Origin of the sequence: Microcoleus sp. N9_A2 (genome assembly GCF_036701775.1) — a bacterium.
GTDB lineage: Bacteria > Cyanobacteriota > Cyanobacteriia > Cyanobacteriales > Microcoleaceae > Microcoleus.
This window is the reverse complement of sequence record NZ_JAUBRH010000031.1, coordinates 54,745-75,293: the sequence shown is the minus strand read 5'-3', so window position 1 is coordinate 75,293 and position 20,549 is coordinate 54,745. Positions and strand designations below refer to the sequence as shown.

The following is a 20,549-nucleotide window of genomic DNA, read 5'->3' as shown; positions in this document are numbered from 1 at the left end:
AGGAGCGGAATGATGGGAAACTATCACGTTCCGTTTTGGAGAGCAGTGGAGGAGGCGACTCCTTCACTGACTTTAATCATTCTCAGAAAAGCAATCCCAAATGCGTTCAGCACTCTTGATAGGGAGCTGCGTAGTTCAGCCGAGGCGGGTTAATCCGCTCAAAGTAAAAGTGAAAGGGGAGGGGCTTGAAGCCTCCCATGTCTATAAATGACTATACTTTTGCCAGCTATAGTGATTTACTTATTTGTAACAAACTGCCAACAATTATCATGAACCTCACCTCCCTCGAACTCGCAAAAGACCGAGCGCGCATCTTCAAAAACTACCTCCAAATGGAAATAGATGCCAAAGCTAACATAAACAAACTAGCTTTTTTAGACCGGGGCATTGAAAAATCCCCTTACAAACAAGAAATTAAAAACTATCCCGATTATCTCAAACAGAAACCCGACGGCTTAAAAGTAATTAGCTATATTCCCGGCCCCAATAATCCCCTCAAACTTACCCCGTTTCCCAGTCTGGGAGAACTACCTCAAATTAACTCTCAAGCTTTAAGTTTTCTCCACGAAGACATCAAGGAAGCCTGCGTTTGTATTGGTACTTTTGTAGAGGGCAAAATTCAGGCGCAGTGGCTGGGGAAAAACGCACTTACCAATGCTGAGCAGTGGAGTGCTACTAAAATTATCCCACTCTTTAATATCGTCAGTCAAGTAAATAGCAAATATCCCGACTGCGACATTGACAACTGCGTTGTTAGAGATGGCAACGGGCTAAAACAAGATTTTTACTTTTACGATGTAGCAAAAGACATGATTAGCTATGCCTCACATATAGCAAGTTCAAACTCCTTAGCCGCGATGTTCAAACGCTTCGATACTCGCATAGGACTAGAGCAATGGCTGAAGAGCGCTACTGGCAATAATGACCTAATTTTTCGCGGCGATTACGGCGAAAATCCTTATCACAATAACCCCAAAATATTCGATCTCACCAAAAAACAAGTGCTGCTAAGTGCCGCATTAAACAGCACAAAACAAAAAAATTCCGTATCTGCTTATGACTTAACCAGGCTGATTTCCATGTTAGGATGGCACTTCCACATCGAACAGCGATCGCGCATGAAAGCATCTCAGTGGAACAGCTTAGAAAGCATTGTCAGAGCAATGGGACACGACAGCGCTCGATATGTGGACGTAGCAATTAAAACTTTGGGGATGGATAGCCTGATCACTTCTCCAGTAATTATCTCAAAATTGGGTTACGGACTGAGCTCGATCAGGGGAACCCTAGAAACAGTTTATGTGGCTTTAGTGCGGTTTGTTGACGAGCGGCCGAAGGCGGCGGGAAAGCCGGCAAAACTCAGAACTTTAGCCATGACTTTGCGGGCAGAAAAAGCTGTAGGCGGTTCCAGCAGCAATGTCGATCGCTTGGCGATCGAACTCGACGCCAGATTTTGCGCCGAAGTCACGGAAATTCTCCGCCGATTGTTTGCGGAAGAATTTTAAAGGCGGGCGATCGACTAATGAGAAAGTCGGTGAAACTTGCGATAAAGCATCCTCTCCACTGGCTTTCCTCCGCGCAAATGTTGCTCAGTTATTGTCGCAACTTCTTCAGGACAAACGCCATTGTACCAAACCTCTTCTGGCAGCACCAACACCATCGGCCCGTTGCCGCACTGTCCCAAACAACTGCTAGCAACAACTTCAACTTCTGAGGGCGACAATTTCTGAAAAGCTGCCAGTACCTTTGCTGCAATTTGCTTGCGACAAGTGCGGTTTTGGCAAACAAGAACTTGCCTAGAAAATTCTGTGATTTTCATGTTTTTTTACTTGACAATCTGCTACATATATGCTATTTTTTTATCATGGGAATAGGTGCGCGCATATAAGCCCAGATTTTAAGGTGCGCCGCAACGCACCCTACGATTAATCTGGTGATAAACCTTTGGAAGCCAACCATTGTCGATCGAACAAACGCGACTGATACCGAGCCCCACCGTCGCAGAGTACCGTAACAATCGTCTGTCCAGGCCCCATTTGCTTCGCCAAAGCCACCGCCGCCGCCACATTAATGCCCACAGAACCGCCCATAAACAGCCCTTCTTTCCTCAGCAGTTGGTAAATCACCCGGACAGCTTCAGTATCGTGAATTTGGATGGCGTCATCTACCGGGGCATTCTCCATATTTGCTGTGACGCGAGTGGTGCCAATTCCCTCAGTAATCGAACTGCCTTCCGTCTTAATTTCCCCAGTTTTGAAATAACTGTAAAGCCCGCTGCCCATCGGGTCGGCCAAGACAATTCTCACAGCAGGATTTTTTTCTTTCAAAAACATTCCTACGCCAGCAAAAGTGCCGCCGGTACCAGTAGCTGTTACCCAAGCATCAATTTTCCCGTTTGTTTGTTCCCAAATTTCCGGGCCAGTTGTCTCGTAATGAGCTCGGCGATTGGCTAAATTGTCAAACTGATTTGCCCAGACTGCATTCTCCATTTCCTGGGCCAATCTTCCCGACAATTTGACATAATTATTCGGGTCTTTGTAAGGAACAGCGGCAACAGTCCGAACTTCAGCGCCCAAGGTTTTCAAAGCATCGATTTTTTCTTGAGATTGGTTATCGGGAATCACAATCAAACATTTGTAACCTTTAGCGTTGCAAATGTGTGCCAAACCGATGCCTGTATTGCCGGCAGTGCCTTCAACAACGGTGCCGCCCGGTTTCAGCAAGCCTTTTTCTTCTGCATCTTTGATGATGTATAAAGCAGCCCTATCTTTAACGGAACCGCCGGGATTGAGAAACTCTGCTTTGCCGAGAATTTCGCAGCCTGTTTCATCGCTGAAGCTGTTTAAGCGAATTAGTGGCGTGTTGCCGATTGTGCCTACAAAGCCGTTTTTAATATCCATATTTTTTGCGTGTGTGTATCCTATGATTAATTTTTACAATAAGTTGATATTTATTGCTAGCAGTTCTACCAAATCTTGCTCATATTGAGTACGAATCCGGGCAAAACGGGGTCGCCGCTGACTGTAGCCGGATTCTCCAAACATTCCTCTGGCAAACCAGGACGGTAAATATAAACTCTGCGATTTTTGCGGTCAATTAACCAGCCTAACTGCACTCCTGGTTCTCTCATATATTCTTCCATTTTTTCTTGCAATGGCTTGAGATTGTCAGAAGCCGACCTCAGTTCTACTACAAAATCAGGGCAAATAGGGGCAAATTTTTGCTTTTGTTCGGGTGACAAAGCATTCCATCTTTCCAATTTAATCCAAGCAGCATCCGGCGACCTTTCTGCACCTGTTGACAGAGTAAATCCTGTACTCGAAGTAAACGCTAAACCAGTACCATTTTGTTCTGCCCAAACCCACAGCGGCCCAAATATATTACCTTCTCGGTTTCCCGTCTCCGAACCAGTAGGGGGCATAATTAGCAATTCTCCCGATTTGTTGCGTTCAATGCGTAACTCACTATTGATTTGACAGAACTCGAAAAACTCGTCGTCTGTCATTTGCAATTTGGGCGGTATTCGCAACACAATTGTTGATGTCAACATAATTGATTTCCTCGATCGTTGCTCCTATACTAAGCTTACCAAATCTTGCTCATATTGAGTACGAATCCGGGCAAAACGGGGTGGCCGCTGACTGTCGCCGGATTCTCCAAACATTCCTCTGGCAAACCAGGACGGTAAATATAAACTCTGGGATTTTTGCAGTCAATCAACCAGCCTAACTGCACTCCTGGTTCTCTCATATATTCTTGCATTTTTTCTTGCAATGGCTTGAGATTGTCAGAAGCCGACCTCAGTTCTACTACAAAATCCGGACAAATAGGTGCGAATTTATCTTGCTGTTCTTGAGATAAAGCATTCCACCGTTCCAGTTTAATCCACGAGGCATCTGGAGACTTGTCACCCATTGAAAGCTTAAATCCCGTACTGGAGTCAAAACACATACCGGTTCCATCTTGGCGAGCCCAAATATACAACTCTCCCAAGACGCTACCGCTGCGATTTCCTGGTGTTCCACCAGTAGGGGGCATAATTAGCAATTCTCCGGATTTGTTGCGTTCAATGCGTAACTCACTATTGATTTGACAGAACTCGAAAAACTCGTCGTCTGTCATTTGCAATTTTGGCGGTATTCGCAACACAATTGTTGATGACAGCATTTTGCCTTTCCTCCACTCTAAATTGTTCAGACAAGATTGCACAATTTTTTTGTTTGTAGTGAGGACTTGAGTCCTCTAAAATCAGGATTAAGGACTCAAGTCCTCACTATAAGCTGGTGTGGGATCAATTCCGTTGTATCGGAATGATTAACCACAGAGGGCACAGAGGACACAGAGAAAGAGAAGAGAGAGATAATAATTCCGCTGTCAACGGATTTGATATGACGCGCGAATTGAGGTAAGGTGCTCCGCGGGCACCCTACATAATTAGGTTCTGCTTCCAGGAATGTTAAACCTATTTATTCGGCTGAGGAGTCATCCGCAAATAAGGCTTAATCGGCGTGTAGCCTTTGGGAAATTTCTCTGCCAACTCTGCGGGGTCGGTAATCGAAGGTACGATTACGCAATCGTCGCCATCTTTCCAATCAACCGGAGTCGCAACGCTGTATTTGTCGGTAAGTTGCAAGGAATCAATTACTCGCAAAATTTCATTAAAATTCCGACCAGTGCTAGCCGGATAAGTAATGCTCAAACGCAATTTCTTTTCCGGGTCAATCACAAAAACTGTGCGGATTGTTAAGTTGTTCAGCGAGTTGGGATGGATCATGTCGTAAATGTCGGAGACTTTACGATCGCCATCTGCTAAAATCGGATAATTGAGGGTGACATTTTGAGTTTCCTCAATATCTTTAATCCAGCCCATGTGAGAATCCACATCATCGACGCTGAGGGCAATGGTTTTGACACCCCGCTTTTCAAATTCTGACTTGAGACGGGCCACTGCACCGAGTTCGGTGGTGCACACTGGAGTATAGTCTTTCGGATGGGAAAACAACACGACCCAGCTATCACCAGCCCAGTCGTAGAAGTTGATTTCGCCTTCAGACGAGGCTTGGGTAAAGTTGGGAACTGTATCGCCTAATCGCAGTGACATAACTGGTTTCCTCTAATTTTATTTAACGACGGTTCTCTATCATCCCATAATTGCCCGGTTTCTCGATCGAGCTGTAAAGGATTCTAAACTTTTTGGTCGATCGATCGCCAATTCCACTACTGTAAGGTATGTGCGGCCTGTTCCTACCGCTAAATTTTCTGGCTATGCTTTACTTTTTGCTTAAGGCAATACAGCCTGTTTTAGTCCCGCTGTGTTTTGTCTCCGCCTGGGGCTTAGTTTTTTTGCTGTGTTCGAGTATCGGGCGTACTGTCGCCGACTCTATGCGCCGAGCTCAGCGGATGCACCAAATCCCTTGTGCTAACTGCGTATTTTTCACCGGCGACTACCACCTCAAGTGTCCCGTTCAGCCTACAATAGCTTTATCTGAAGATGCGATCGACTGTCCTGATTATCGATCGCAATCGGGAACTTACGGTTAAAAAAAATCTGCCGCCGCTTTACACATTTCTTAACATCTCTGGCTCTTTCAATTAAACTTAAGTTGTGGTAGAGAGATTTTTAGGAGTGCGGAAAGAATGCTCATTCAAAAGCTAAATGCCTGCGACGAGTTTATTGCTGGCGACGGTACTCAACTGCGAGAATTGCTGCATCCAGACAAAGAAGCTGTGGATTTGCGTTACAGTTTAGCCCATGCAACTTTGCCCGCAGGGCAAACTTCTGCGCTGCACTCCCTGACCACTTCTGAAGTTTACTACATTCTCAGCGGCGTTGGAGAAATGCACATCGACGACGAAAATCAATTCGTAGAAGCCGGAGATGCCGTTTACATTCCGCCAAACGCCAAGCAGTTTATTTACAACTGTGGCACAGAGCCGCTAATATTTATTTGTATCGTCGATCCCGCGTGGCGAAAGGAAGACGAGACTATTTTCCAGTAATTTTCTAATTTTTCTCCTTTTATGCTCGTTACCCGGCTCTGCCCGGTAACGCATATCTAGAGGCTCTACCTCTACTGAAAAAAACATCACAAACCGAAAATATCTTTTAACAACAACAGCACCCAGCCTTATGTACCGAGTGATTTCCTCTTTTTAAAACTTCGATGCGGAGTTGCAATAATCCTCGGATTTAGTTGCATTGCTCCCCTCTAATTATTTGAGGAAGTATCAGCTTTTTTGGTGGGTGCTGCTATTGGTTTTTGATGGGACAGATGTGAGATTAAACAGCGTTTTACTCCTTAGATTCTATTGTGAACTTCGCTGTGAGATCTGGATTTGGTATCTGTCGGAGAAGCTTTTTGTTTGCTTCATATTATTAATTTACCACCTTCTCTCGGAAGCGCAAGTACCTGCAACTAAACTTTACAAAGGTCGGAAGAGGGAAGAAGGAAGAGGGAAGAGGGAAGACAACCCTCTAGGGGTGTAGATAATTGCGGGTAATTGTGAAGTTAAATCAAGCATCGAGCTTTCTAGCTGCTCAGCTAAAATAGTAGATTCCGGCTGTGGTTGCTGCTGCGAGAAACAGGCATAATATTTTTATGAAAACAACCAAACTCATCAAACTGTGTGTTTTATCGCTGAGCATTTTCCTGCTATGTAGCAATGTGATAGCGACAGCGGAACCGACTGTGAAGCCTCAAGCGCAGCAAACTTACACTAACCAAGAGATTCTGCAACAGTTGGTGAAGGCGAAAATTGTGTATCTCGGAGAAACTCACGATAGCGAGACAGACCACCAAGCTCAACTGAAAATTATTCAAGAAATGCAGCGGCAAAATCGTAAAATTGTGATCGCAATGGAGATGTTTCAGCGTCCGTTCCAAAGTGCGATCGACAACTACTTAGCTGGTAAACTGACAGAAGAGCAATTAGTCGAGCAAACAGAGTACGATCGCAGATGGCGTTTTCCCTGGGAATATTACGCCCCCATTTTGCGGTTTGCCAAAGAAAATCAACTACCCGTCCTCGCCTTAAATACCCCGTCAGAAGTCACGAGAAAAGTTGCCACTCAAGGTCTAGAAAGCCTTACAGCAGAGGACAAAAAGCACATTCCGCCAATTTCCCAAATTCGCACCGACAACCCCGAATATCGGCAACTGCTGCTAGAAGTTTATCAGCAACACCAAAAGGCAGCACAGGGAAATAGTACGGCTTTTGAAAGATTTTTGCAAGCCCAAGTTTTGTGGGACGAAACTATGGCGGAAAAAATCGCTGAATTTGTCAAAGCCAATCCCGACTATCAAGTTGTAGTTTTGGCGGGGAAAGGGCATATTATTTACGGTTACGGCATTCCCAGCCGCGTCGAGAGGCGTTTGGGAGTCGGGAAGGTAAAAACGCGATCCGTTGTATTCAATTCCAGTGAAAATCCTGCTTTGTCGGCAGAAAAATCTATTGCTGACTTTGTTTGGCAGCACCGGGAATAGTAAAATTTTACTCAGAAGCAATTATCCCTAAAAATCCATGACAAACAGACCAAAAATACTGGCATTTGCCGGAAGTACCCGCGAAGCATCCTACAACAAACTGCTGGTAAAAGTTGCAGCGGCTGGGGCTAGGGCGGCGGGTGCAGAAGTTACATATTTAGATTTGCGCGATTTGCCGCTGCCGATATTTGATGAAGATTTGGAAGCAAAAGAGGGAATGCCAGAAAATGCCCGGAAGTTGAAGGAATTGATGATAGCGCATCATGGGTTTTTGATAGCTTCTCCCGAGTATAACAGTTCGGTTACGCCTGTGTTGAAAAATGCGATCGACTGGGTATCGCGCCCAGCTCCTGGCGAACCGGGATTGGTGGCTTTTACTGACAAAGTAGCGGTGATTATGAGTGCTTCCCCTGGCGGATTGGGCGGTTTGCGGGGATTGGTTCATTTGCGATCGATCCTGGGTAATATTAACGTGTTTGTCCTCCCGGATCAGAAAGCAATTCCCAAAGCTTTTGAAGCATTTAATGATGACGGTACGATGAAAGATGCCCAACTGCAGGAATCTGTTGAAAATCTCGGTGCTAAATTGTCGAATGTCCTGTCTAAATTAATCGCATAAGGCGATTTTACTCGTTACCAGGCGCTTTGTGCCTGGTAACGCAGAACCGATTGCATAAATCTTTGGTTGAGCAGATCAACCGATCCTTCAAAGAAGATCAACACAGATGCAACGCAGATAATCTTAAGATAGTTTACTAATTTGACAATATTGTCTATTGTTGACTATATTTGGCAGTATTGATTTGATATAATCTCAAAAATATAACCCACTCAGCCAGAACAAGAACCAAAGCGTGAAAGTCAAGCGTCTAAAAATGAACTCATTCCGAGGCTTCAGCGATTTGACCCTGGAGTTTGATAGAGATGAGCCGACTGTGTTTATCGGTATCAACGGTGTGGGAAAATCTAGCATACTTGATTGTCTGGCTATTCTGCTGTCCTGGCTGACAAAGCGAATTCAAAACCCCAATAGTTCTGGACGATTTTTCAACGACGATGACATCAAAAAAGGAGGTAAAGAAACTCACAATAAAATCACAATTTCAATCAACGATGGGCAGGAATTGGCATGGTCTTTAACTCATGTCACTAAAGGGCGAAGCAAAGATACTAGCAGCAACCTTGCGGAGTTAAAAACTGTTGTTGACAACATACACAATGAGTTAGATGGTACTTCCAACGTAGCATTACCTCTAGCTATTTACTACCCAACTAACCGCGCTGTACTTGATATTCCTTTGAAGATTAGGACGAAACATTCGTTTCAGCAGATAACTGCTTATGACGAGGTACTCACGGGAGGGCAGATCGACTTTAGGCGCTTTTTTGAATGGTTTAGAGATCGGGAAGATTTAGAAAAAGAATTACGACTAAATAGTTTTAATGAGTATCGCGATCGCCAATAAGAAGCAGTCAGAGATGCGATCGCTAACTTACTAAACGGCTTCTCAAATTTACGGATTCGGCGATCGCCTTTGCGAATGACTGTGGACAAACAAGGCGATGAACTTATCATCAATCAACTATCCGATGGTGAAAAATGCTTGTTAGCACTGGCAGGAGATTTAGCAAGGCGTTTGGCGAGCGCAAATCCGAATCCATCATGCAATCCACTTCAGGGTTTCGGGGTTGTTTTAATCGACGAGATTGAGCTACACTTGCACCCAAAATGGCAACGGGCGATTATTCCGAATCTGGCAAAAACTTTCCCTAATTGCCAGTTTATAGTTACCACTCATTCGCCACAGGTAATCAGCGATCTCAAATGGGTTCATCTTTTGAGGTCAACATCTGAAGGAATTGTGATTGAGCGAATACCATCCTATGGGAAAGATAGCAATCGGATTTTAGAAACGCTCATGGGAACCCCTGAACGTCCGCAGGAAATTCAGGAATCTTTACATGAACTGTTTCGCTTCATAGACAAGGGTGAACTTGACAACGCACGGCGATTGCGCCAAGAATTAGCGCACAGAATGGGAGAAGAAGATCCAGAATTTGTGAGAGCAGATTGGCTAATTCAACGCAAGGAAATTCTCAATAAATGAAATATATTCAAAAGGGAAAAGAACCTCAAGATTTTTCAGACTGGAAGGCTACACAAAAGTCTCTTGGTGTCAATTATGATTACAAAACTTTTTCCAATCCTGAAAAAGGATCGGTACACATTTCTTTGCTAAGTGAACAAGGCTATATTTGCTGCTACTGCTGTAAGAAAGTTGAGCAAAGTAATAGCCATATTGAACATCTAGCCCCTCAGAGCAAGACTAATTCAGAATTATCTGTTGATTACACAAATCTGCTAGGTTCTTGTGGCAGATATCCAAATTGGCCTGAGTATTGTGGGAATAAGAAAAAGAATCTTTTTATCGCAGTTTCACCACTAAAGTCGAACTGTGAAGAATTTTTTAGTTATTCTAGCACTGGTGAGATACTGCCAACTACAAATAATTTAGATGAGGAAAAAGATGCTGAAATAACAATTAAAGTTTTGGGACTCAACCATTATGACTTAACGCAGGGACGAATTCAAGCGCTGGAAGCACTGAAAGGAATGACGACGCAGGAAGAGGCAGAATTATTAGCTGAAGTTTGTCAACAAATGGATGCACAAGGGCGATACCAGCATTTTTGTAATGCGGTTTTGTATTTTCTCAAGAATTATTTTGGTGTTTCTTAAATTTAATCTTACCCAAAGATTGCGAAATGGAGAATCAGACTTACTCTAAATTATACCAGAACCGCATCACCCGATCGACCTAAAAGAAAACCACCCGATCGCACATTGGCAGAAATACACCAGAGCAAGCATAATTTAACCATCGGTCATCGGTCGGTATATTTCTTCCAAACCGCACGGCAGGCGTGGGAGACTCCTCCGTCACATCTGCCATGCAGTTTTATTTAATAATTGTACGATTGGGCATCCCTACACTACGATAAAACAGGTTCGTAGTGAGGACTTTAGTCCGCAAGAAAGAAGGACTAAAGTCCTCACTACAAACCTATTCGGTTCGAGGTGACATTAATATCAGCCCATTTTCTTCTTCTTCCAAGCCTCCACAAACGGCAAAAACACCGACACCAACTCCTGCCGGTTCATCACCAAAGTGGGATAAGAAACCCTCCCGTAATTCTTCCCTACTTCCAACGGAAAAATCGCCTGGGACTCCAGCGGTAGCCAAACCGCACCCGCAGCCTTCACAATTACCCAACTCCCGGCAATATCCCAAATTTTCGGAGTTGCTTCCACCCCTCCCATAGCCGCACCAGAAGCCACCATCAAAAAATTGTAACTAGCCATACCCAACATCCGAATTTTACTCGGAAGATGAGGCCCAATTCCCACACTCCGCGAACACAAATTAAATATATGATTTCCGCTCATTTTATCAGCACTCGGGCGAATTTGCCTACCATTTAAAAATGCACCTTGAGGCATATTTGTCAATACATTATCGCCCGCCAAATCCTCTGCATAAAAACCGTGAAACAATTGATTCACCGGGGGCAAATGCACACAGCCAAAAACCGGAGTTCCGCGATACAATAAACCCAAAGAAATCCCCCAAATCGGAATTCCGCGAGCAAAATTAGTGGTAGCATCCAAAGGATCGACAACCCAACACCATTCAGTATCAGGGAAAACGTGTTCTCCTTCCTCGCTCAATATTCCGTGGTTGGGAAACGCAATTGCGATCGCACTTCTAATTTCCGCATCCGCCCAATTGTCAGATTGCGTAACCAAAGTGCCATCATCTTTCTCATGCGCTTGTGCATAACCGAAATCTTTCAAAAATTGCTGTCCGATTGTCTTGACAGTAGTTTGAGAAAAAATTAAAATAGAGTTCCAAAAATCTTTCATTTCACTAACAATTAACAACTAAGGGAGATGGGGAGAGAATTATCCAATTGCCAATTCCCAATGAATATTGACTAATGACGTTGGACTAATGACTGAGCGGGTTTTGCCTTTTTTTTAGTCATTTGTATTATATATCCTTAGCTAAACCCGCCCCTACAAAATGCTAATGACGTTGGATTAATGACTAATAACTACTGACTAATGACTACTGACTACTGACTAATGACTAAACCTTAGTCTAATTCATTTTCAAGAATAGTGGCGATCGCACTTTTAGCATTATCCTGAAACTCCCGCACATCCACCCTACCCAACAGCCAAACAGCCAGAATCATACCCACCGCCGGTACAGCAAATACTAACCCGTAAGCCAACATCGGCACCCCAAACAAACTCCTGCCAAAATCCAAAATAGCACCGCCGCTAACCGTCGCCACACCCCGCGCCATCGCTTGCGACAAACCCCAAGCGCCAATAAAAGTCCCCGCCGTTTCTGCAGCAGTCAAATCCAACATCAAACTTAGCGCACCAGTCGTCGTAATTCCTGAAGCTAATCCGAAGCACATTAAAGCCGACTTAAACACAATTGGATTACCAGTAAATCCCGATAAAATAATCAAACAAAAACAAGCAGCCACCGACAAACAACCCAACCTAATCGTATTTTGCTTGCCGATGCGCGGCACAATTAAAAAACCAGTAGCACTCAAACCAAAAAGCACACCAGTACCATAAATAGCATTCAACCGCGTAGTTTCCGAAATCGGCATCTTAAAAATTTCCCCGCCGTAGGGTTCCAAAACCGCATCCTGCATAAACAAACAAATCGTCATTACCAGCAGGAAAGTAAAAAACAAACCGGTTTGACGGCTAGCAGTCAAAATCCGCAGCGCACTTCCCAAAGTAATTTTATCTTCTCGATTCACTGCGAGCGATCGCACCCCGTACCGCGAATACTTTTTCTCAACCCCAAAAGTTGCAATCCCCACCAACAGCAAAACCACCGCCGGCACCTTCACAAACAAACCATTAATCGAAGCCTGCAAAACTTCCCGCGGCACATCCCCATCAATCTGCTTCAGCAAACCGCTGCTGACAATCGCCCCGATAATAATACCAACCATCAGCATCGACCACACAACACCCACCAACTTCGATCGATCCTCCTCATCCGAAACATCCACCAACAAAGCAGCAAAAGGAGTCGAGCTCGAACAAATTGCGATACCATAAACTGCAAAAACCAAACCCAACAAACCCACCCAACCGTAAGTAGGAGTCGTCCATCCCACAGCCTCCAAACTAGCTCCCAAGCGCCACATCACCTGCACCGCCAAAAAAGCCGAAATTACAAACAAAACACTTCCTACCCACACGTAACCCGTGCGGTGATGCCCAAACAAAGGCTTAGCATCCGACATTTGCCCGAACCACACCCTAGCCGGGGCGACAAACTGGTGCATTGCCAGCGTACCCGCCACCACAGTAGCCGGAATCGCCAACTCCTTAATCATCACGCGATTGAGCACCCCCAGCGTCAAAATCGACATCATACCCAGCCCCATCTGAAACAAACCCAGCCGGAACATAGTCACGAGGGTAACTCTCTTGATAGCAGCAGTCGCGGAATCTGTTAATCTAGAATCTGGCAAACGGTCGATCGACATAACTATTCAAATAAACACAGCATCAGCATTTATAGTAACTGATACCAGTTAAAAAATAATGCAACTGTACGCCCGTGCTGCCAACCCAGACACAATTATTTATTCCCAATCTAAAATCTAAAATTTAAAATCTAAAATCTAAAATGGTATGATATATCGCCACCAGCCACCTTTCCTCCTCCAGCTAGAAGCTCAAAAGCGATTATTCCTATGAAAATAATAGAAAATAAAGAATTGTGGATTTACGAACCGTGACAACCATTACCCTAGGACAAAAAGGCCCAGCCGTCATTCCCCTGTGCGTCGGAACTTGGGCGTGGGGCGACAAACTATTTTGGAACTACGGCAGCAACTACGGCGCCGCCGAAGTAGAAGCAGCATTCAAAACATCCCTAGATGCCGGAGTCAACTTTTTCGATACAGCCGAAGTCTACGGTAACGGCTTGTCAGAAGAATTGCTGGGACAATTTATCAAAAAAACCAGCCAACCCGTACAAATAGCCACAAAATTCGGCCCCGTACCTTGGCGAATTACCGGAAAATCAGTTTCCGAAGCCTTGAGTGCCAGCTTAAAACGCTTGCAAGTAGAACAAATAGCCCTCTATCAAGTACACTGGCCATTCAGTTTTTTACTCAGTCAAGAAACCTTGATGAATGTCTTAGCAGACGAAGTAAAACAAGGCAGAATTCAAGCAGTAGGAGTCAGCAACTATTCAGAAGAACAGATGCGCGAAGCCCACAAAATATTAGCAGCCAGAGGAGTTCCCCTAGCAACAAATCAAGTCCGTTACTCATTGCTGTCGCGACAAGTAGAAAAACAAAAAATTGTCAGTGCAGCCCGCGAATTGGGAGTCACAATTTTAGCATACAGCCCCTTAGCCCAAGGATTGCTCACCGGGAAATACAGCGCCCAAGAACAACCGACAGGAGCCCGTAAAATGGACTCCCGCTTCAGCAAAGCCGGGATTGAGAAAATCGAATTAGTCATGTCCACCTTGCGGAAAATGGGGAGAAAGCGCGATCGCACCCCCGCCCAAGTTGCCCTAAACTGGTTAATATCTCAAAACGGAGTCATCCCAATTCCCGGCGCCAAAACCGCCAAACAAGCCGAAGAAAACGCAGGCGCACTAGGCTGGACTTTAAGCCAAGATGAAGTCAACCAACTAGAACTAATGACACGTCCCTGGCTAGAATAAATAAAACTTATTCACAACCAGTCAAAAACCGGGTTTTTTCACGAAAATACACAGATTTTACCCTGCGAATTCCGTAAAAAACCCGGTGGATTTGCTCTTAATGCGTCCAGGACTCTTCTAACCTTTCTATCCGTGACATCCGTTAAATCCGCTAAAAAATCCGTTGCCGAACTTCCCTCTATCCGTGACATCCGTTAAATCCGTTAAAAAATCCGTTGCCGAACTTCCCTCTATCCGTGACATCCGTTAAATCCGTTAAAAAATCCGTTGCCGAACTTTCCTATAACTATGAAACAACTATTAACTGACTGGGGTTTCACGCGCGAAGGCTGGCGCAACAACAGCCGCGGCGAATATTTAGTATTGCTGCAAGGAGCATTACTAGCAGGATTTGCCATCTTACCAGTTTATCAACTGCCGGGATTCAAAATTCAATCAACTCAATTAATTTATCTTACCTGGTTTCTGGCAGCTATGCTCGGTTTTGGTGCATTAATTTTAATCGTCAAAGGATTGATAGACTTAGGAAAAAACCTCACACCTTTACCCTATCCCATAGAAAACGGAGAATTAATCCAAACAGGAATTTACAGCATAGTGCGGCATCCATTATACAGCGGCTTAATTTTAGCAGCTTTCGGTTGGACAATTTTTCAAATGAGCATATCGCACTTAATAGCTACTGCAATTTTACTGATATTTTTTGATATCAAAGCCAATCGCGAAGAAACCTGGTTGAGTGAAAAATATCCCGACTATTCAGAATATCGCCAGCGAGTCAAAAAACTCATTCCCGGAATTTATTAAAAGTTTTAGATTGCGGTTTGAATCAAGCGTTCTATGATATACTCGACGATCACAGGCTGTAGCATTAAAGTTGTTGGTGCGTGATCGTTGAGCGATCGCCGATCTTCGATGAGCGATCGCCCCGCCAGCGCCTCCAATGCTTCCATCAGGTCGCGTCCTGAAACTTTGGGCCAAATTTCAGCTTTTAGCTTTGCAGGAGTCGCTGCTTCTTGATTAATGGCCAACCAGTACATGATTTGTTGTTGCAGGGGAGACAGGCGCTCGAACTGGCGATCGAGCAAATCCCACAAATCGCTAAAAACAGTATTTCCTTGCAATAAAAATCTCTGAATATCACCGCCAAAAAGTGTTTGAATAGTCGTGGCTGCAATTTTAATCGCCAGGGGATTGCCGCCAAAGTAGTTGACAATATCTCTACTTTGTAGTAGCGTTGCGTTTAATCCTTTATCGGCGAGGATTTTCTGGCATACAGGCGGTGAAAGCCCGCAGAGTTTGAGCGATCGCACGGGCAAATTTTCGCCCGATCGCACAGCGAACCCGCCCGGTTGTTCTCTTCCGGTTAAAATCAAACAACTTTGGTGCGATTCGTCAGCAATGCGCGCAATTAACAGTCCATAATCTTCATAGCCTTGTTGGTATTGTCCGCTGCGATTTCCCCCTTGCAAAATCGACTCCAAATTGTCGATAATTAACAAACAGCGTTTTTGTCGCAACTGTTCCATGAGAGCAGAAACAGAGTTATTTGTTGTCGCTGATGAATTAGTTAAAATCGGTAAAATATTGCTGAGGATAACATCTAATCGCGGTGCTTGCTGCAAGCTGCGCCAAATCACAAATTGAAATTGAGATTGAATTTGCTGAGCGAGTTTGACAGACAGAGAAGTTTTGCCGATACCGCCAATGCCAAAAATACCAATCGAACGGGTAGAATTGCCACTAATCCAAGTTTCTAATGTTTCGAGTTCCTGTTGGCGGTTGTAAAAAGAGGAAATATCGATCGCTTCTCCCCAATCTTGGATGCAGTTATCTGGTACGCTGCGATGCTGGTAGCGGCGCAAGACTGCTTGCAGATTGTGCTTTGAGACTTTTTCACCGATGATTTTAGAGATAATTCGCCACAAATGCGAACCGACTTGTTTAATATAATCGTGTTCGTAAAGTAAGCGATCGGCTATTTCTTGATAAGAATGTCCTTCCCAAGTTTCCAGAAAGACGAGGGATTGAACGTCATTGAGTTTTTGCTTTTTATTGGCGGATTGTAACAAAATGTCAATTAGGGCGATCGCTTCTTGTCCTTTCATAGCTTGCCATTTTGACCTATTCAGTAAATTTACTGATATTTCATGAGTGCGAGTTGCTGTTCAGGAAAGAAAACAAATTGACTGAATTAACCGCAAGGTAATCCCTTTTATACTTCGGGTTAAAACCGATACTAAACAAGCTTTTGTTCGCCTTCCGAGACTGAAAAATAAGGGGGATATTTAACCCGGATTTGGGATGAGGTTAATTGCACAATCTCAGATATCAAATCTCAAATCGATTGAGTGAATTTACGTAACTTTACAAAACCATGTCACTTTTTCTCACCGGCAAGGCGATCGGGTTTGGGTTTTGATGGGGAAAGTCAAGAAAGAGAAATACTTATGAATATGCAACCAAGTCAAGATTGCTTAAATCTCATCAAAGAGTCGGAAGGTCTACATCGCAAACTTCCTGATGGAACAATTGGAGCTTATCTTGATCCAGTCGGGGTATGGACGATTGGTTATGGATCAATTCATCACATTGATCGAGACAGCGCAGTGAAACAAGGTGATGTCATTACTGAAGCTGACGCTTCACTCTGGTTAAATTTGGAAGTCGAAAAGAAGGTATCCGCTCAATAATCCGGGGTAAATCGCTCAACGATGCACCTCAAATGACGCAAAATCGTTCCTGAGTGGGTAGTCCGCCCCGAATTATTGAGCGGATACAAAAGAAGGCAGCAGCAGTAAATAGCCTGTACACAGTTCCTCTCAAACAAGGTATGTTTGATGCACTCGTTTCGTTCACGTTTAATCTCGGATCGGAAGCCTTAAAAAAATCAACACTCCTGCGTAAGCTCAACAAGCAAGACTACGAGGGAGCCGCCCGTGAATTCGATCGCTGGATTCATGGAGATGGGAAAGTTCTACCAGGATTGGTGATTCGTCGCAATAAAGAAGAAGCCTTATTCCGACGGGATGGATGGCCAGGTGATGATGTCGAAATTCCTGCATCTAATGCTGTTGCTCCTCTGCAAAAACCTTATGAGACTCCAGAACTTCCCCTGAAGATTACCCGTACCCTAAAGCAAGGATCTGCTGGTGATGATTGCTACATCCTCAATTGTGCATTAGCAGAGCGCGGTTTTCTCAAACTTGACATTCAGCCGAATAGCTATACTGATGTCACTCAAGAAGTTGTTGCACGGTTCCAAGGTGAGAATAATCTCAAGGTTGAGGGGATTTTCGGTCCCAAAACAAAAGCAACACTTTCTGCTGCACTCGCTAAGTCACGCAAACGTTTGCCTGAACCGATGGAAGGACGTGTCTACTGCCGTCTCACTCGTACCCATCAGCAAAATTCCGACGGGCTTGAGTGGTTGTCACTAGACTGGATTAGTTCTCAAGGGAACGTTCTTAGCTCGCTTCGTGTTGTTTCAGGTGTTGCTGGAATACAAAGGTTCAATCTTCCTGAAGATAGCAATGCAGGGAGTTTAGAGCCAATTCCTCAAGGACGCTACGTCATCGGCGATATTGATTGGGCGGGTGGTAAAGACAACTACAATGTTGCTCACTTCCATGCAAATGATGGGATTGGTCCAGTCTTTGTTCCTCTAATTAAACATTTCACCCAGATTGACGATCGTGATGCTTTTGGCTTTCATGTTGATTGGAACCAGAGCCATTCACCAGGTAGTGCAGGATGTGTTTGCCCAACCACAATGAATGATTTGAAAGAACTGGTCAGACTTTTGCGTCTTTACGATCCTCGCGACCTTTTTGTGGACTGGGGACTGCTGTAGGTGGACGCTGCCCGTTAACACTCTCTAGGGCGATCGGCAAATCCTATTTTACAAGAGGCATCAGGGGTTGTCTACAGTTTTAAAAGTGTTTAAATGGTAAGCCGAGCGCACCTCATTATTCGTTCATCTCATTACCAAACTTTAAATATTTAGGAGGTTAATCAAATGCCACATTTTTCTAGCATTGAGATTAAACCAAATTCTTCTGAACACGGAAAAGAGTAAGTAAAGTTGAGTTAGATGGATGATTAAAGCAGCCGGAGGACGTGCTTGTAAAATCTGTTGTACTGACTGTTATCAGCACAAGATGCATCTACTTAAAATTGGTGTAAATTTAAAAATTAGAGGAAAATAAAAAATGCAATCTCAATCTGTAATTCCCGAAAAAACCAAAAATTCAAAGGATGAAGTTAAAGAATTAACTCCATCTTCACTTGAGGACAAAAGACAATATTTAGAGAATGAAGTTAAGGAATTAACTCAAGAAATGACTAGGCTCAGACGAATCAATCGGAACTGGGATGGAGGTTTGACAATTACCACGATCGTTCTTACTTTAATAATTACCCTTCTGTCTACCTGGGATCGAATAGACCAGCAAGACAAAAAGATAGCTACTGGCATTCTAGGCGGAGTGATCGTTGCTATTCAATCAATTGGAAACGCATTTCCAGTTAAACAAAGAGCGGGAGCCTATCGTATTCTTCAAGCGCAAGCTAATAATTTGTTGACTGATGTTAAGTATGTAGAAGGTACAGAAGAATTGAAGGCTATTGAATCTCAGTTTTATTTATTAAGAAGTGATGCAGCAAAAGCTGACAGCTAATAGATGGAATTCTGGCATTTTTGTTAATTATTAACAAGAAGTAGAACCATAGATTTATCGCACCTAGTCACCCATTCATCTCCTCACTAAATAACCGGGAATAAAGCTTGCAAGTGCGATCGCTATTTCTCCTAATTCAACAATTTACCATTTAATTGATGGTTGAATTTTCTGATGCAAGAAATCCCCGAAAAGTTTTAATATCAAATCGAAAAATGGCATCAGTATGCCTATATCTTACATTCCATTTATCTGTTTTTGGGAGTAAGTTCAATCATGTCATCTTTACTTGTTGCTACCTTTGTTTAAGAACTCGGAACTCATCGAACAAAAGTGCTTTCTGAAATTAGCGCAATTTCATTAGCTTTGATTAACACAACATATGTTAAACGAAAAGGTAATGGATTCCGTCAAGCTCAAAGACACTTAAGAGCTGAATCAATGAGATTTCACACTGGTAGTAGCTCCCCGGAAAAATTAGTGGCAGCTTTCGCCGAAGCAGAAGCGATGATAGGAGACGTAAATTTTGACCCAAAAAAGTTATCTGAGGATTAGAAGTTATGCTTACAACAGTCCTAACATCGATCGTCACAGCTTTTGGAACAGCAATTGTTACTACTTTAGCGTCTTTTCTTCTTCAAGAACGAAGAATAAAGGTAAGGATTCAGGTCTAAAAACTTGCGGCTCCAACGCTTGTCTGGTAAGGGTTTGAGGGCAAAATAATGGTTTTTGTCCTTCGTGGTTGATTGTCAATAAATGACGAAAAATGACAGTTTTTCGTCATTTATTGATAATAGATATTTATTGAGCATCAAGCTCCAGAGCTAAAGTCTTTGCCCAGCAAGGAGTTCAGTGACCTGAATCCTTACGAATAAAGTTTGAGTTTGCCCAGATGCGAACTGAATTTATGGCAGAACAAGTGGCCAGACAACTGTTGGAGCATGAGAATTGGCAAAGACGTAGTTTTAAAGCAATCAAGCACAGGTTAGGTGGTTTTGATGATGACGAGCTACGAAAAATACTTGTGAGGGCTGGTGCTATCAGATTTGAAGATCGAAATACCAAAGAAGAATTTTGGGGATTGATTCATAGAAATCGAGATGTTTTGAATTCTTAAGTAGGACGATCCCTCTCATGTTATTCATTACTTAAATCAAATAAAGGAGACTACAATGCCGCAAATTGCCAACCTATTCGTAGCGATCGCTGCATTAGTGCATATTATTCTTTCTCCTTCATTTCCTCACCAAATAACGGGAAATCAAGGTTGCAGGCGCGATCGCCCTTTCCTCTAACAACTGACAACTGTCAACTGACAACTGACTTTCATTCCTGCCGCGTACCGTCAGGTATCACCGCACCCTTTAAATTCGCCCCAGCCAAATTAGTATATAACAGCAAAGCATTCCGCAGATTAGCCCCTCCAAATTAGCACCCCCGGCATTCCATTCTCTCGCTACAATGAATTGTCGGACTTGATGCTTGACTGAGGAACCATTGGCTGCGAAAATTATTAAACCCGTATTTGCTAAGCCGATCGCACAAACAGTCACCATTCCGATCGCACTTACAATCTTTCTTTGTGTCATAGCTCGAAA

25 protein-coding genes and 1 pseudogene are annotated in these 20,549 nt (G+C 43.7%); 16 read left to right on the top strand and 10 right to left on the bottom strand.

Annotated elements, in window-relative coordinates; all coding sequences use genetic code 11:
* Nucleotides 1-78: 78 nt before the first annotated feature.
* Both QUA44_RS18315 and QUA44_RS18310 read left to right on the top strand, forming a co-directional pair.
* Nucleotides 79-211, top strand: a pseudogene (locus QUA44_RS18315) (RNA-guided endonuclease TnpB family protein); the annotation flags it as partial.
* Nucleotides 198-1,505 (top strand): hypothetical protein, encoded by a 1,308-nt coding sequence (locus QUA44_RS18310; RefSeq protein WP_333309833.1) that lies wholly within the window; start codon nt 198-200, stop codon nt 1,503-1,505. The pseudogene QUA44_RS18315 and the gene QUA44_RS18310, both read left to right, overlap by 14 nt.
* Nucleotides 1,506-1,519: 14 nt before the next feature.
* Here QUA44_RS18310 and QUA44_RS18305 read toward each other — a convergent pair whose 3' ends face one another.
* The 5 genes from QUA44_RS18305 to QUA44_RS18285 all read right to left on the bottom strand — a co-directional run bounded on the left by QUA44_RS18305 (nt 1,520) and on the right by QUA44_RS18285 (nt 5,101).
* Entirely contained in the window at nt 1,520-1,819 is a 300-nt protein-coding gene (locus QUA44_RS18305; RefSeq protein WP_333252874.1) for a (2Fe-2S) ferredoxin domain-containing protein, read from the bottom strand.
* Between the two features lie 106 nt (nt 1,820-1,925).
* Nucleotides 1,926-2,900 carry a cysteine synthase A gene (locus tag QUA44_RS18300; protein WP_333252876.1) on the bottom strand — a complete coding sequence of 325 codons (975 nt, stop codon included), beginning with the start codon at nt 2,898-2,900 and terminating at the stop codon, nt 1,926-1,928.
* Between the two features lie 65 nt (nt 2,901-2,965).
* A complete protein-coding gene (locus QUA44_RS18295) occupies nt 2,966-3,550 on the bottom strand; it encodes a Uma2 family endonuclease (protein ID WP_333252878.1) in 585 nt (194 codons plus the stop codon).
* Between the two features lie 35 nt (nt 3,551-3,585).
* Nucleotides 3,586-4,167: a Uma2 family endonuclease gene (locus QUA44_RS18290; RefSeq protein ID WP_333252880.1), complete on the bottom strand. Its 582-nt coding sequence runs from the start codon at nt 4,165-4,167 to the stop codon at nt 3,586-3,588.
* 295 nt (nt 4,168-4,462) lie between these two features.
* Nucleotides 4,463-5,101: a peroxiredoxin gene (locus QUA44_RS18285; RefSeq protein WP_333252882.1), complete on the bottom strand. Its 639-nt coding sequence runs from the start codon at nt 5,099-5,101 to the stop codon at nt 4,463-4,465.
* Between the two features lie 164 nt (nt 5,102-5,265).
* Here QUA44_RS18285 and QUA44_RS18280 point away from each other — a divergent pair, with 164 nt between their 5' ends.
* From QUA44_RS18280 to QUA44_RS18250, 7 genes are all read left to right on the top strand, one after another.
* Nucleotides 5,266-5,541, top strand: coding sequence for a hypothetical protein (locus tag QUA44_RS18280; RefSeq protein WP_333253013.1), 276 nt, complete (start codon nt 5,266-5,268; stop codon nt 5,539-5,541).
* Between the two features lie 96 nt (nt 5,542-5,637).
* Nucleotides 5,638-6,000, top strand: coding sequence for a cupin domain-containing protein (locus tag QUA44_RS18275; RefSeq protein ID WP_333252884.1), 363 nt, complete (start codon nt 5,638-5,640; stop codon nt 5,998-6,000).
* Nucleotides 6,001-6,599: 599 nt separating this feature from the next.
* The gene (locus QUA44_RS18270; protein WP_333252886.1) at nt 6,600-7,484 is read left to right on the top strand and encodes a ChaN family lipoprotein; all 885 of its coding nucleotides are present in this window, start codon (nt 6,600-6,602) and stop codon (nt 7,482-7,484) included.
* 37 nt (nt 7,485-7,521) lie between these two features.
* Nucleotides 7,522-8,103, top strand: a complete 582-nt coding sequence (locus tag QUA44_RS18265) for an NAD(P)H-dependent oxidoreductase (RefSeq protein WP_333252888.1) — start codon at nt 7,522-7,524, stop codon at nt 8,101-8,103.
* Between the two features lie 235 nt (nt 8,104-8,338).
* Complete coding sequence (locus QUA44_RS18260) at nt 8,339-8,950, top strand: AAA family ATPase (RefSeq protein WP_333252890.1); 612 nt, start codon at nt 8,339-8,341, stop codon at nt 8,948-8,950.
* A gap of 75 nt (nt 8,951-9,025) precedes the next feature.
* Nucleotides 9,026-9,592, top strand: a complete 567-nt coding sequence (locus QUA44_RS18255; RefSeq protein WP_445243680.1) for an AAA family ATPase — start codon at nt 9,026-9,028, stop codon at nt 9,590-9,592.
* The gene (locus tag QUA44_RS18250; RefSeq protein ID WP_333252895.1) at nt 9,589-10,224 is read left to right on the top strand and encodes a retron system putative HNH endonuclease; all 636 of its coding nucleotides are present in this window, start codon (nt 9,589-9,591) and stop codon (nt 10,222-10,224) included. Before QUA44_RS18255 ends, QUA44_RS18250 begins: the two co-directional genes overlap by 4 nt.
* Before the next feature lie 351 nt (nt 10,225-10,575).
* On the opposite strand, the gene QUA44_RS18245 is transcribed toward QUA44_RS18250, so the two are convergent.
* On the bottom strand, nt 10,576-11,409 hold the full coding sequence (locus QUA44_RS18245; RefSeq protein ID WP_333252896.1) for an inositol monophosphatase family protein: 834 nt from the start codon (nt 11,407-11,409) through the stop codon (nt 10,576-10,578).
* A gap of 233 nt (nt 11,410-11,642) precedes the next feature.
* On the bottom strand, nt 11,643-13,076 hold the full coding sequence (locus QUA44_RS18240; protein ID WP_333252898.1) for a BCD family MFS transporter: 1,434 nt from the start codon (nt 13,074-13,076) through the stop codon (nt 11,643-11,645).
* A 251-nt stretch (nt 13,077-13,327) separates the two neighbouring features.
* On the opposite strand from QUA44_RS18240, the gene QUA44_RS18235 reads away from it, so the two are divergent.
* Together QUA44_RS18235 and QUA44_RS18230 are read left to right on the top strand one after the other, a co-directional pair.
* The gene (locus QUA44_RS18235) at nt 13,328-14,272 is read left to right on the top strand and encodes an aldo/keto reductase (protein ID WP_333252900.1); all 945 of its coding nucleotides are present in this window, start codon (nt 13,328-13,330) and stop codon (nt 14,270-14,272) included.
* A gap of 288 nt (nt 14,273-14,560) precedes the next feature.
* Nucleotides 14,561-15,079 (top strand): isoprenylcysteine carboxylmethyltransferase family protein, encoded by a 519-nt coding sequence (locus QUA44_RS18230; RefSeq protein ID WP_333252902.1) that lies wholly within the window; start codon nt 14,561-14,563, stop codon nt 15,077-15,079.
* A 5-nt stretch (nt 15,080-15,084) separates the two neighbouring features.
* Here the strand turns inward: QUA44_RS18230 and QUA44_RS18225 are convergent, their stop codons facing one another.
* Nucleotides 15,085-16,380: an NB-ARC domain-containing protein gene (locus QUA44_RS18225; protein ID WP_333252904.1), complete on the bottom strand. Its 1,296-nt coding sequence runs from the start codon at nt 16,378-16,380 to the stop codon at nt 15,085-15,087.
* Nucleotides 16,381-16,623: 243 nt separating this feature from the next.
* Between QUA44_RS18225 and QUA44_RS18220 the strand changes: the two genes are divergently transcribed.
* The 5 genes from QUA44_RS18220 (at nt 16,624) to QUA44_RS18200 (ending at nt 20,246) form a co-directional block, all read left to right on the top strand.
* The gene (locus tag QUA44_RS18220) at nt 16,624-16,965 is read left to right on the top strand and encodes a glycoside hydrolase family protein (protein WP_333252906.1); all 342 of its coding nucleotides are present in this window, start codon (nt 16,624-16,626) and stop codon (nt 16,963-16,965) included.
* 53 nt (nt 16,966-17,018) lie between these two features.
* Complete coding sequence (locus tag QUA44_RS18215) at nt 17,019-18,125, top strand: glycoside hydrolase family protein (RefSeq protein ID WP_333252908.1); 1,107 nt, start codon at nt 17,019-17,021, stop codon at nt 18,123-18,125.
* Nucleotides 18,126-18,483: 358 nt separating this feature from the next.
* Nucleotides 18,484-18,951 carry a hypothetical protein gene (locus tag QUA44_RS18210; RefSeq protein ID WP_333252910.1) on the top strand — a complete coding sequence of 156 codons (468 nt, stop codon included), beginning with the start codon at nt 18,484-18,486 and terminating at the stop codon, nt 18,949-18,951.
* Nucleotides 18,952-19,858: 907 nt separating this feature from the next.
* Nucleotides 19,859-20,068 carry a hypothetical protein gene (locus QUA44_RS18205; RefSeq protein ID WP_333252911.1) on the top strand — a complete coding sequence of 70 codons (210 nt, stop codon included), beginning with the start codon at nt 19,859-19,861 and terminating at the stop codon, nt 20,066-20,068.
* Between the two features lie 55 nt (nt 20,069-20,123).
* The gene (locus QUA44_RS18200) at nt 20,124-20,246 is read left to right on the top strand and encodes a hypothetical protein (protein ID WP_333252913.1); all 123 of its coding nucleotides are present in this window, start codon (nt 20,124-20,126) and stop codon (nt 20,244-20,246) included.
* 31 nt (nt 20,247-20,277) lie between these two features.
* Here the strand turns inward: QUA44_RS18200 and QUA44_RS30740 are convergent, their stop codons facing one another.
* Both QUA44_RS30740 and QUA44_RS18195 read right to left on the bottom strand, forming a co-directional pair.
* Nucleotides 20,278-20,352 carry a hypothetical protein gene (locus QUA44_RS30740; protein WP_445243681.1) on the bottom strand — a complete coding sequence of 25 codons (75 nt, stop codon included), beginning with the start codon at nt 20,350-20,352 and terminating at the stop codon, nt 20,278-20,280.
* Nucleotides 20,316-20,540, bottom strand: coding sequence for a hypothetical protein (locus QUA44_RS18195; protein WP_333252915.1), 225 nt, complete (start codon nt 20,538-20,540; stop codon nt 20,316-20,318). Before QUA44_RS18195 ends, QUA44_RS30740 begins: the two co-directional genes overlap by 37 nt.
* Nucleotides 20,541-20,549 lie beyond the last annotated feature (9 nt).

What these genes read in the sequence shown, in the direction of transcription:
- QUA44_RS18225 (WP_333252904.1), bottom strand. Translation starts at nt 16,380, where the DNA reads ATGAAAGGACAAGAAGCGATCGCCCTAATTGACATTTTGTTACAATCC.
- QUA44_RS18200 (WP_333252913.1), top strand. Translation starts at nt 20,124, where the DNA reads ATGCCGCAAATTGCCAACCTATTCGTAGCGATCGCTGCATTAGTGCAT.
- QUA44_RS18305 (WP_333252874.1), bottom strand. Translation starts at nt 1,819, where the DNA reads ATGAAAATCACAGAATTTTCTAGGCAAGTTCTTGTTTGCCAAAACCGC.
- QUA44_RS18290 (WP_333252880.1), bottom strand. Translation starts at nt 4,167, where the DNA reads ATGCTGTCATCAACAATTGTGTTGCGAATACCGCCAAAATTGCAAATG.
- QUA44_RS18195 (WP_333252915.1), bottom strand. Translation starts at nt 20,540, where the DNA reads ATGACACAAAGAAAGATTGTAAGTGCGATCGGAATGGTGACTGTTTGT.
- QUA44_RS18310 (WP_333309833.1), top strand. Translation starts at nt 198, where the DNA reads ATGTCTATAAATGACTATACTTTTGCCAGCTATAGTGATTTACTTATT.
- QUA44_RS18265 (WP_333252888.1), top strand. Translation starts at nt 7,522, where the DNA reads ATGACAAACAGACCAAAAATACTGGCATTTGCCGGAAGTACCCGCGAA.
- QUA44_RS18255 (WP_445243680.1), top strand. Translation starts at nt 9,026, where the DNA reads ATGACTGTGGACAAACAAGGCGATGAACTTATCATCAATCAACTATCC.
- QUA44_RS18295 (WP_333252878.1), bottom strand. Translation starts at nt 3,550, where the DNA reads ATGTTGACATCAACAATTGTGTTGCGAATACCGCCCAAATTGCAAATG.
- QUA44_RS18230 (WP_333252902.1), top strand. Translation starts at nt 14,561, where the DNA reads ATGAAACAACTATTAACTGACTGGGGTTTCACGCGCGAAGGCTGGCGC.
- QUA44_RS18285 (WP_333252882.1), bottom strand. Translation starts at nt 5,101, where the DNA reads ATGTCACTGCGATTAGGCGATACAGTTCCCAACTTTACCCAAGCCTCG.
- QUA44_RS18280 (WP_333253013.1), top strand. Translation starts at nt 5,266, where the DNA reads ATGCTTTACTTTTTGCTTAAGGCAATACAGCCTGTTTTAGTCCCGCTG.
- QUA44_RS18275 (WP_333252884.1), top strand. Translation starts at nt 5,638, where the DNA reads ATGCTCATTCAAAAGCTAAATGCCTGCGACGAGTTTATTGCTGGCGAC.
- QUA44_RS18300 (WP_333252876.1), bottom strand. Translation starts at nt 2,900, where the DNA reads ATGGATATTAAAAACGGCTTTGTAGGCACAATCGGCAACACGCCACTA.
- QUA44_RS18210 (WP_333252910.1), top strand. Translation starts at nt 18,484, where the DNA reads ATGCAATCTCAATCTGTAATTCCCGAAAAAACCAAAAATTCAAAGGAT.
- QUA44_RS18245 (WP_333252896.1), bottom strand. Translation starts at nt 11,409, where the DNA reads ATGAAAGATTTTTGGAACTCTATTTTAATTTTTTCTCAAACTACTGTC.
- QUA44_RS18205 (WP_333252911.1), top strand. Translation starts at nt 19,859, where the DNA reads ATGGCAGAACAAGTGGCCAGACAACTGTTGGAGCATGAGAATTGGCAA.
- QUA44_RS18270 (WP_333252886.1), top strand. Translation starts at nt 6,600, where the DNA reads ATGAAAACAACCAAACTCATCAAACTGTGTGTTTTATCGCTGAGCATT.
- QUA44_RS18250 (WP_333252895.1), top strand. Translation starts at nt 9,589, where the DNA reads ATGAAATATATTCAAAAGGGAAAAGAACCTCAAGATTTTTCAGACTGG.
- QUA44_RS18240 (WP_333252898.1), bottom strand. Translation starts at nt 13,076, where the DNA reads ATGTCGATCGACCGTTTGCCAGATTCTAGATTAACAGATTCCGCGACT.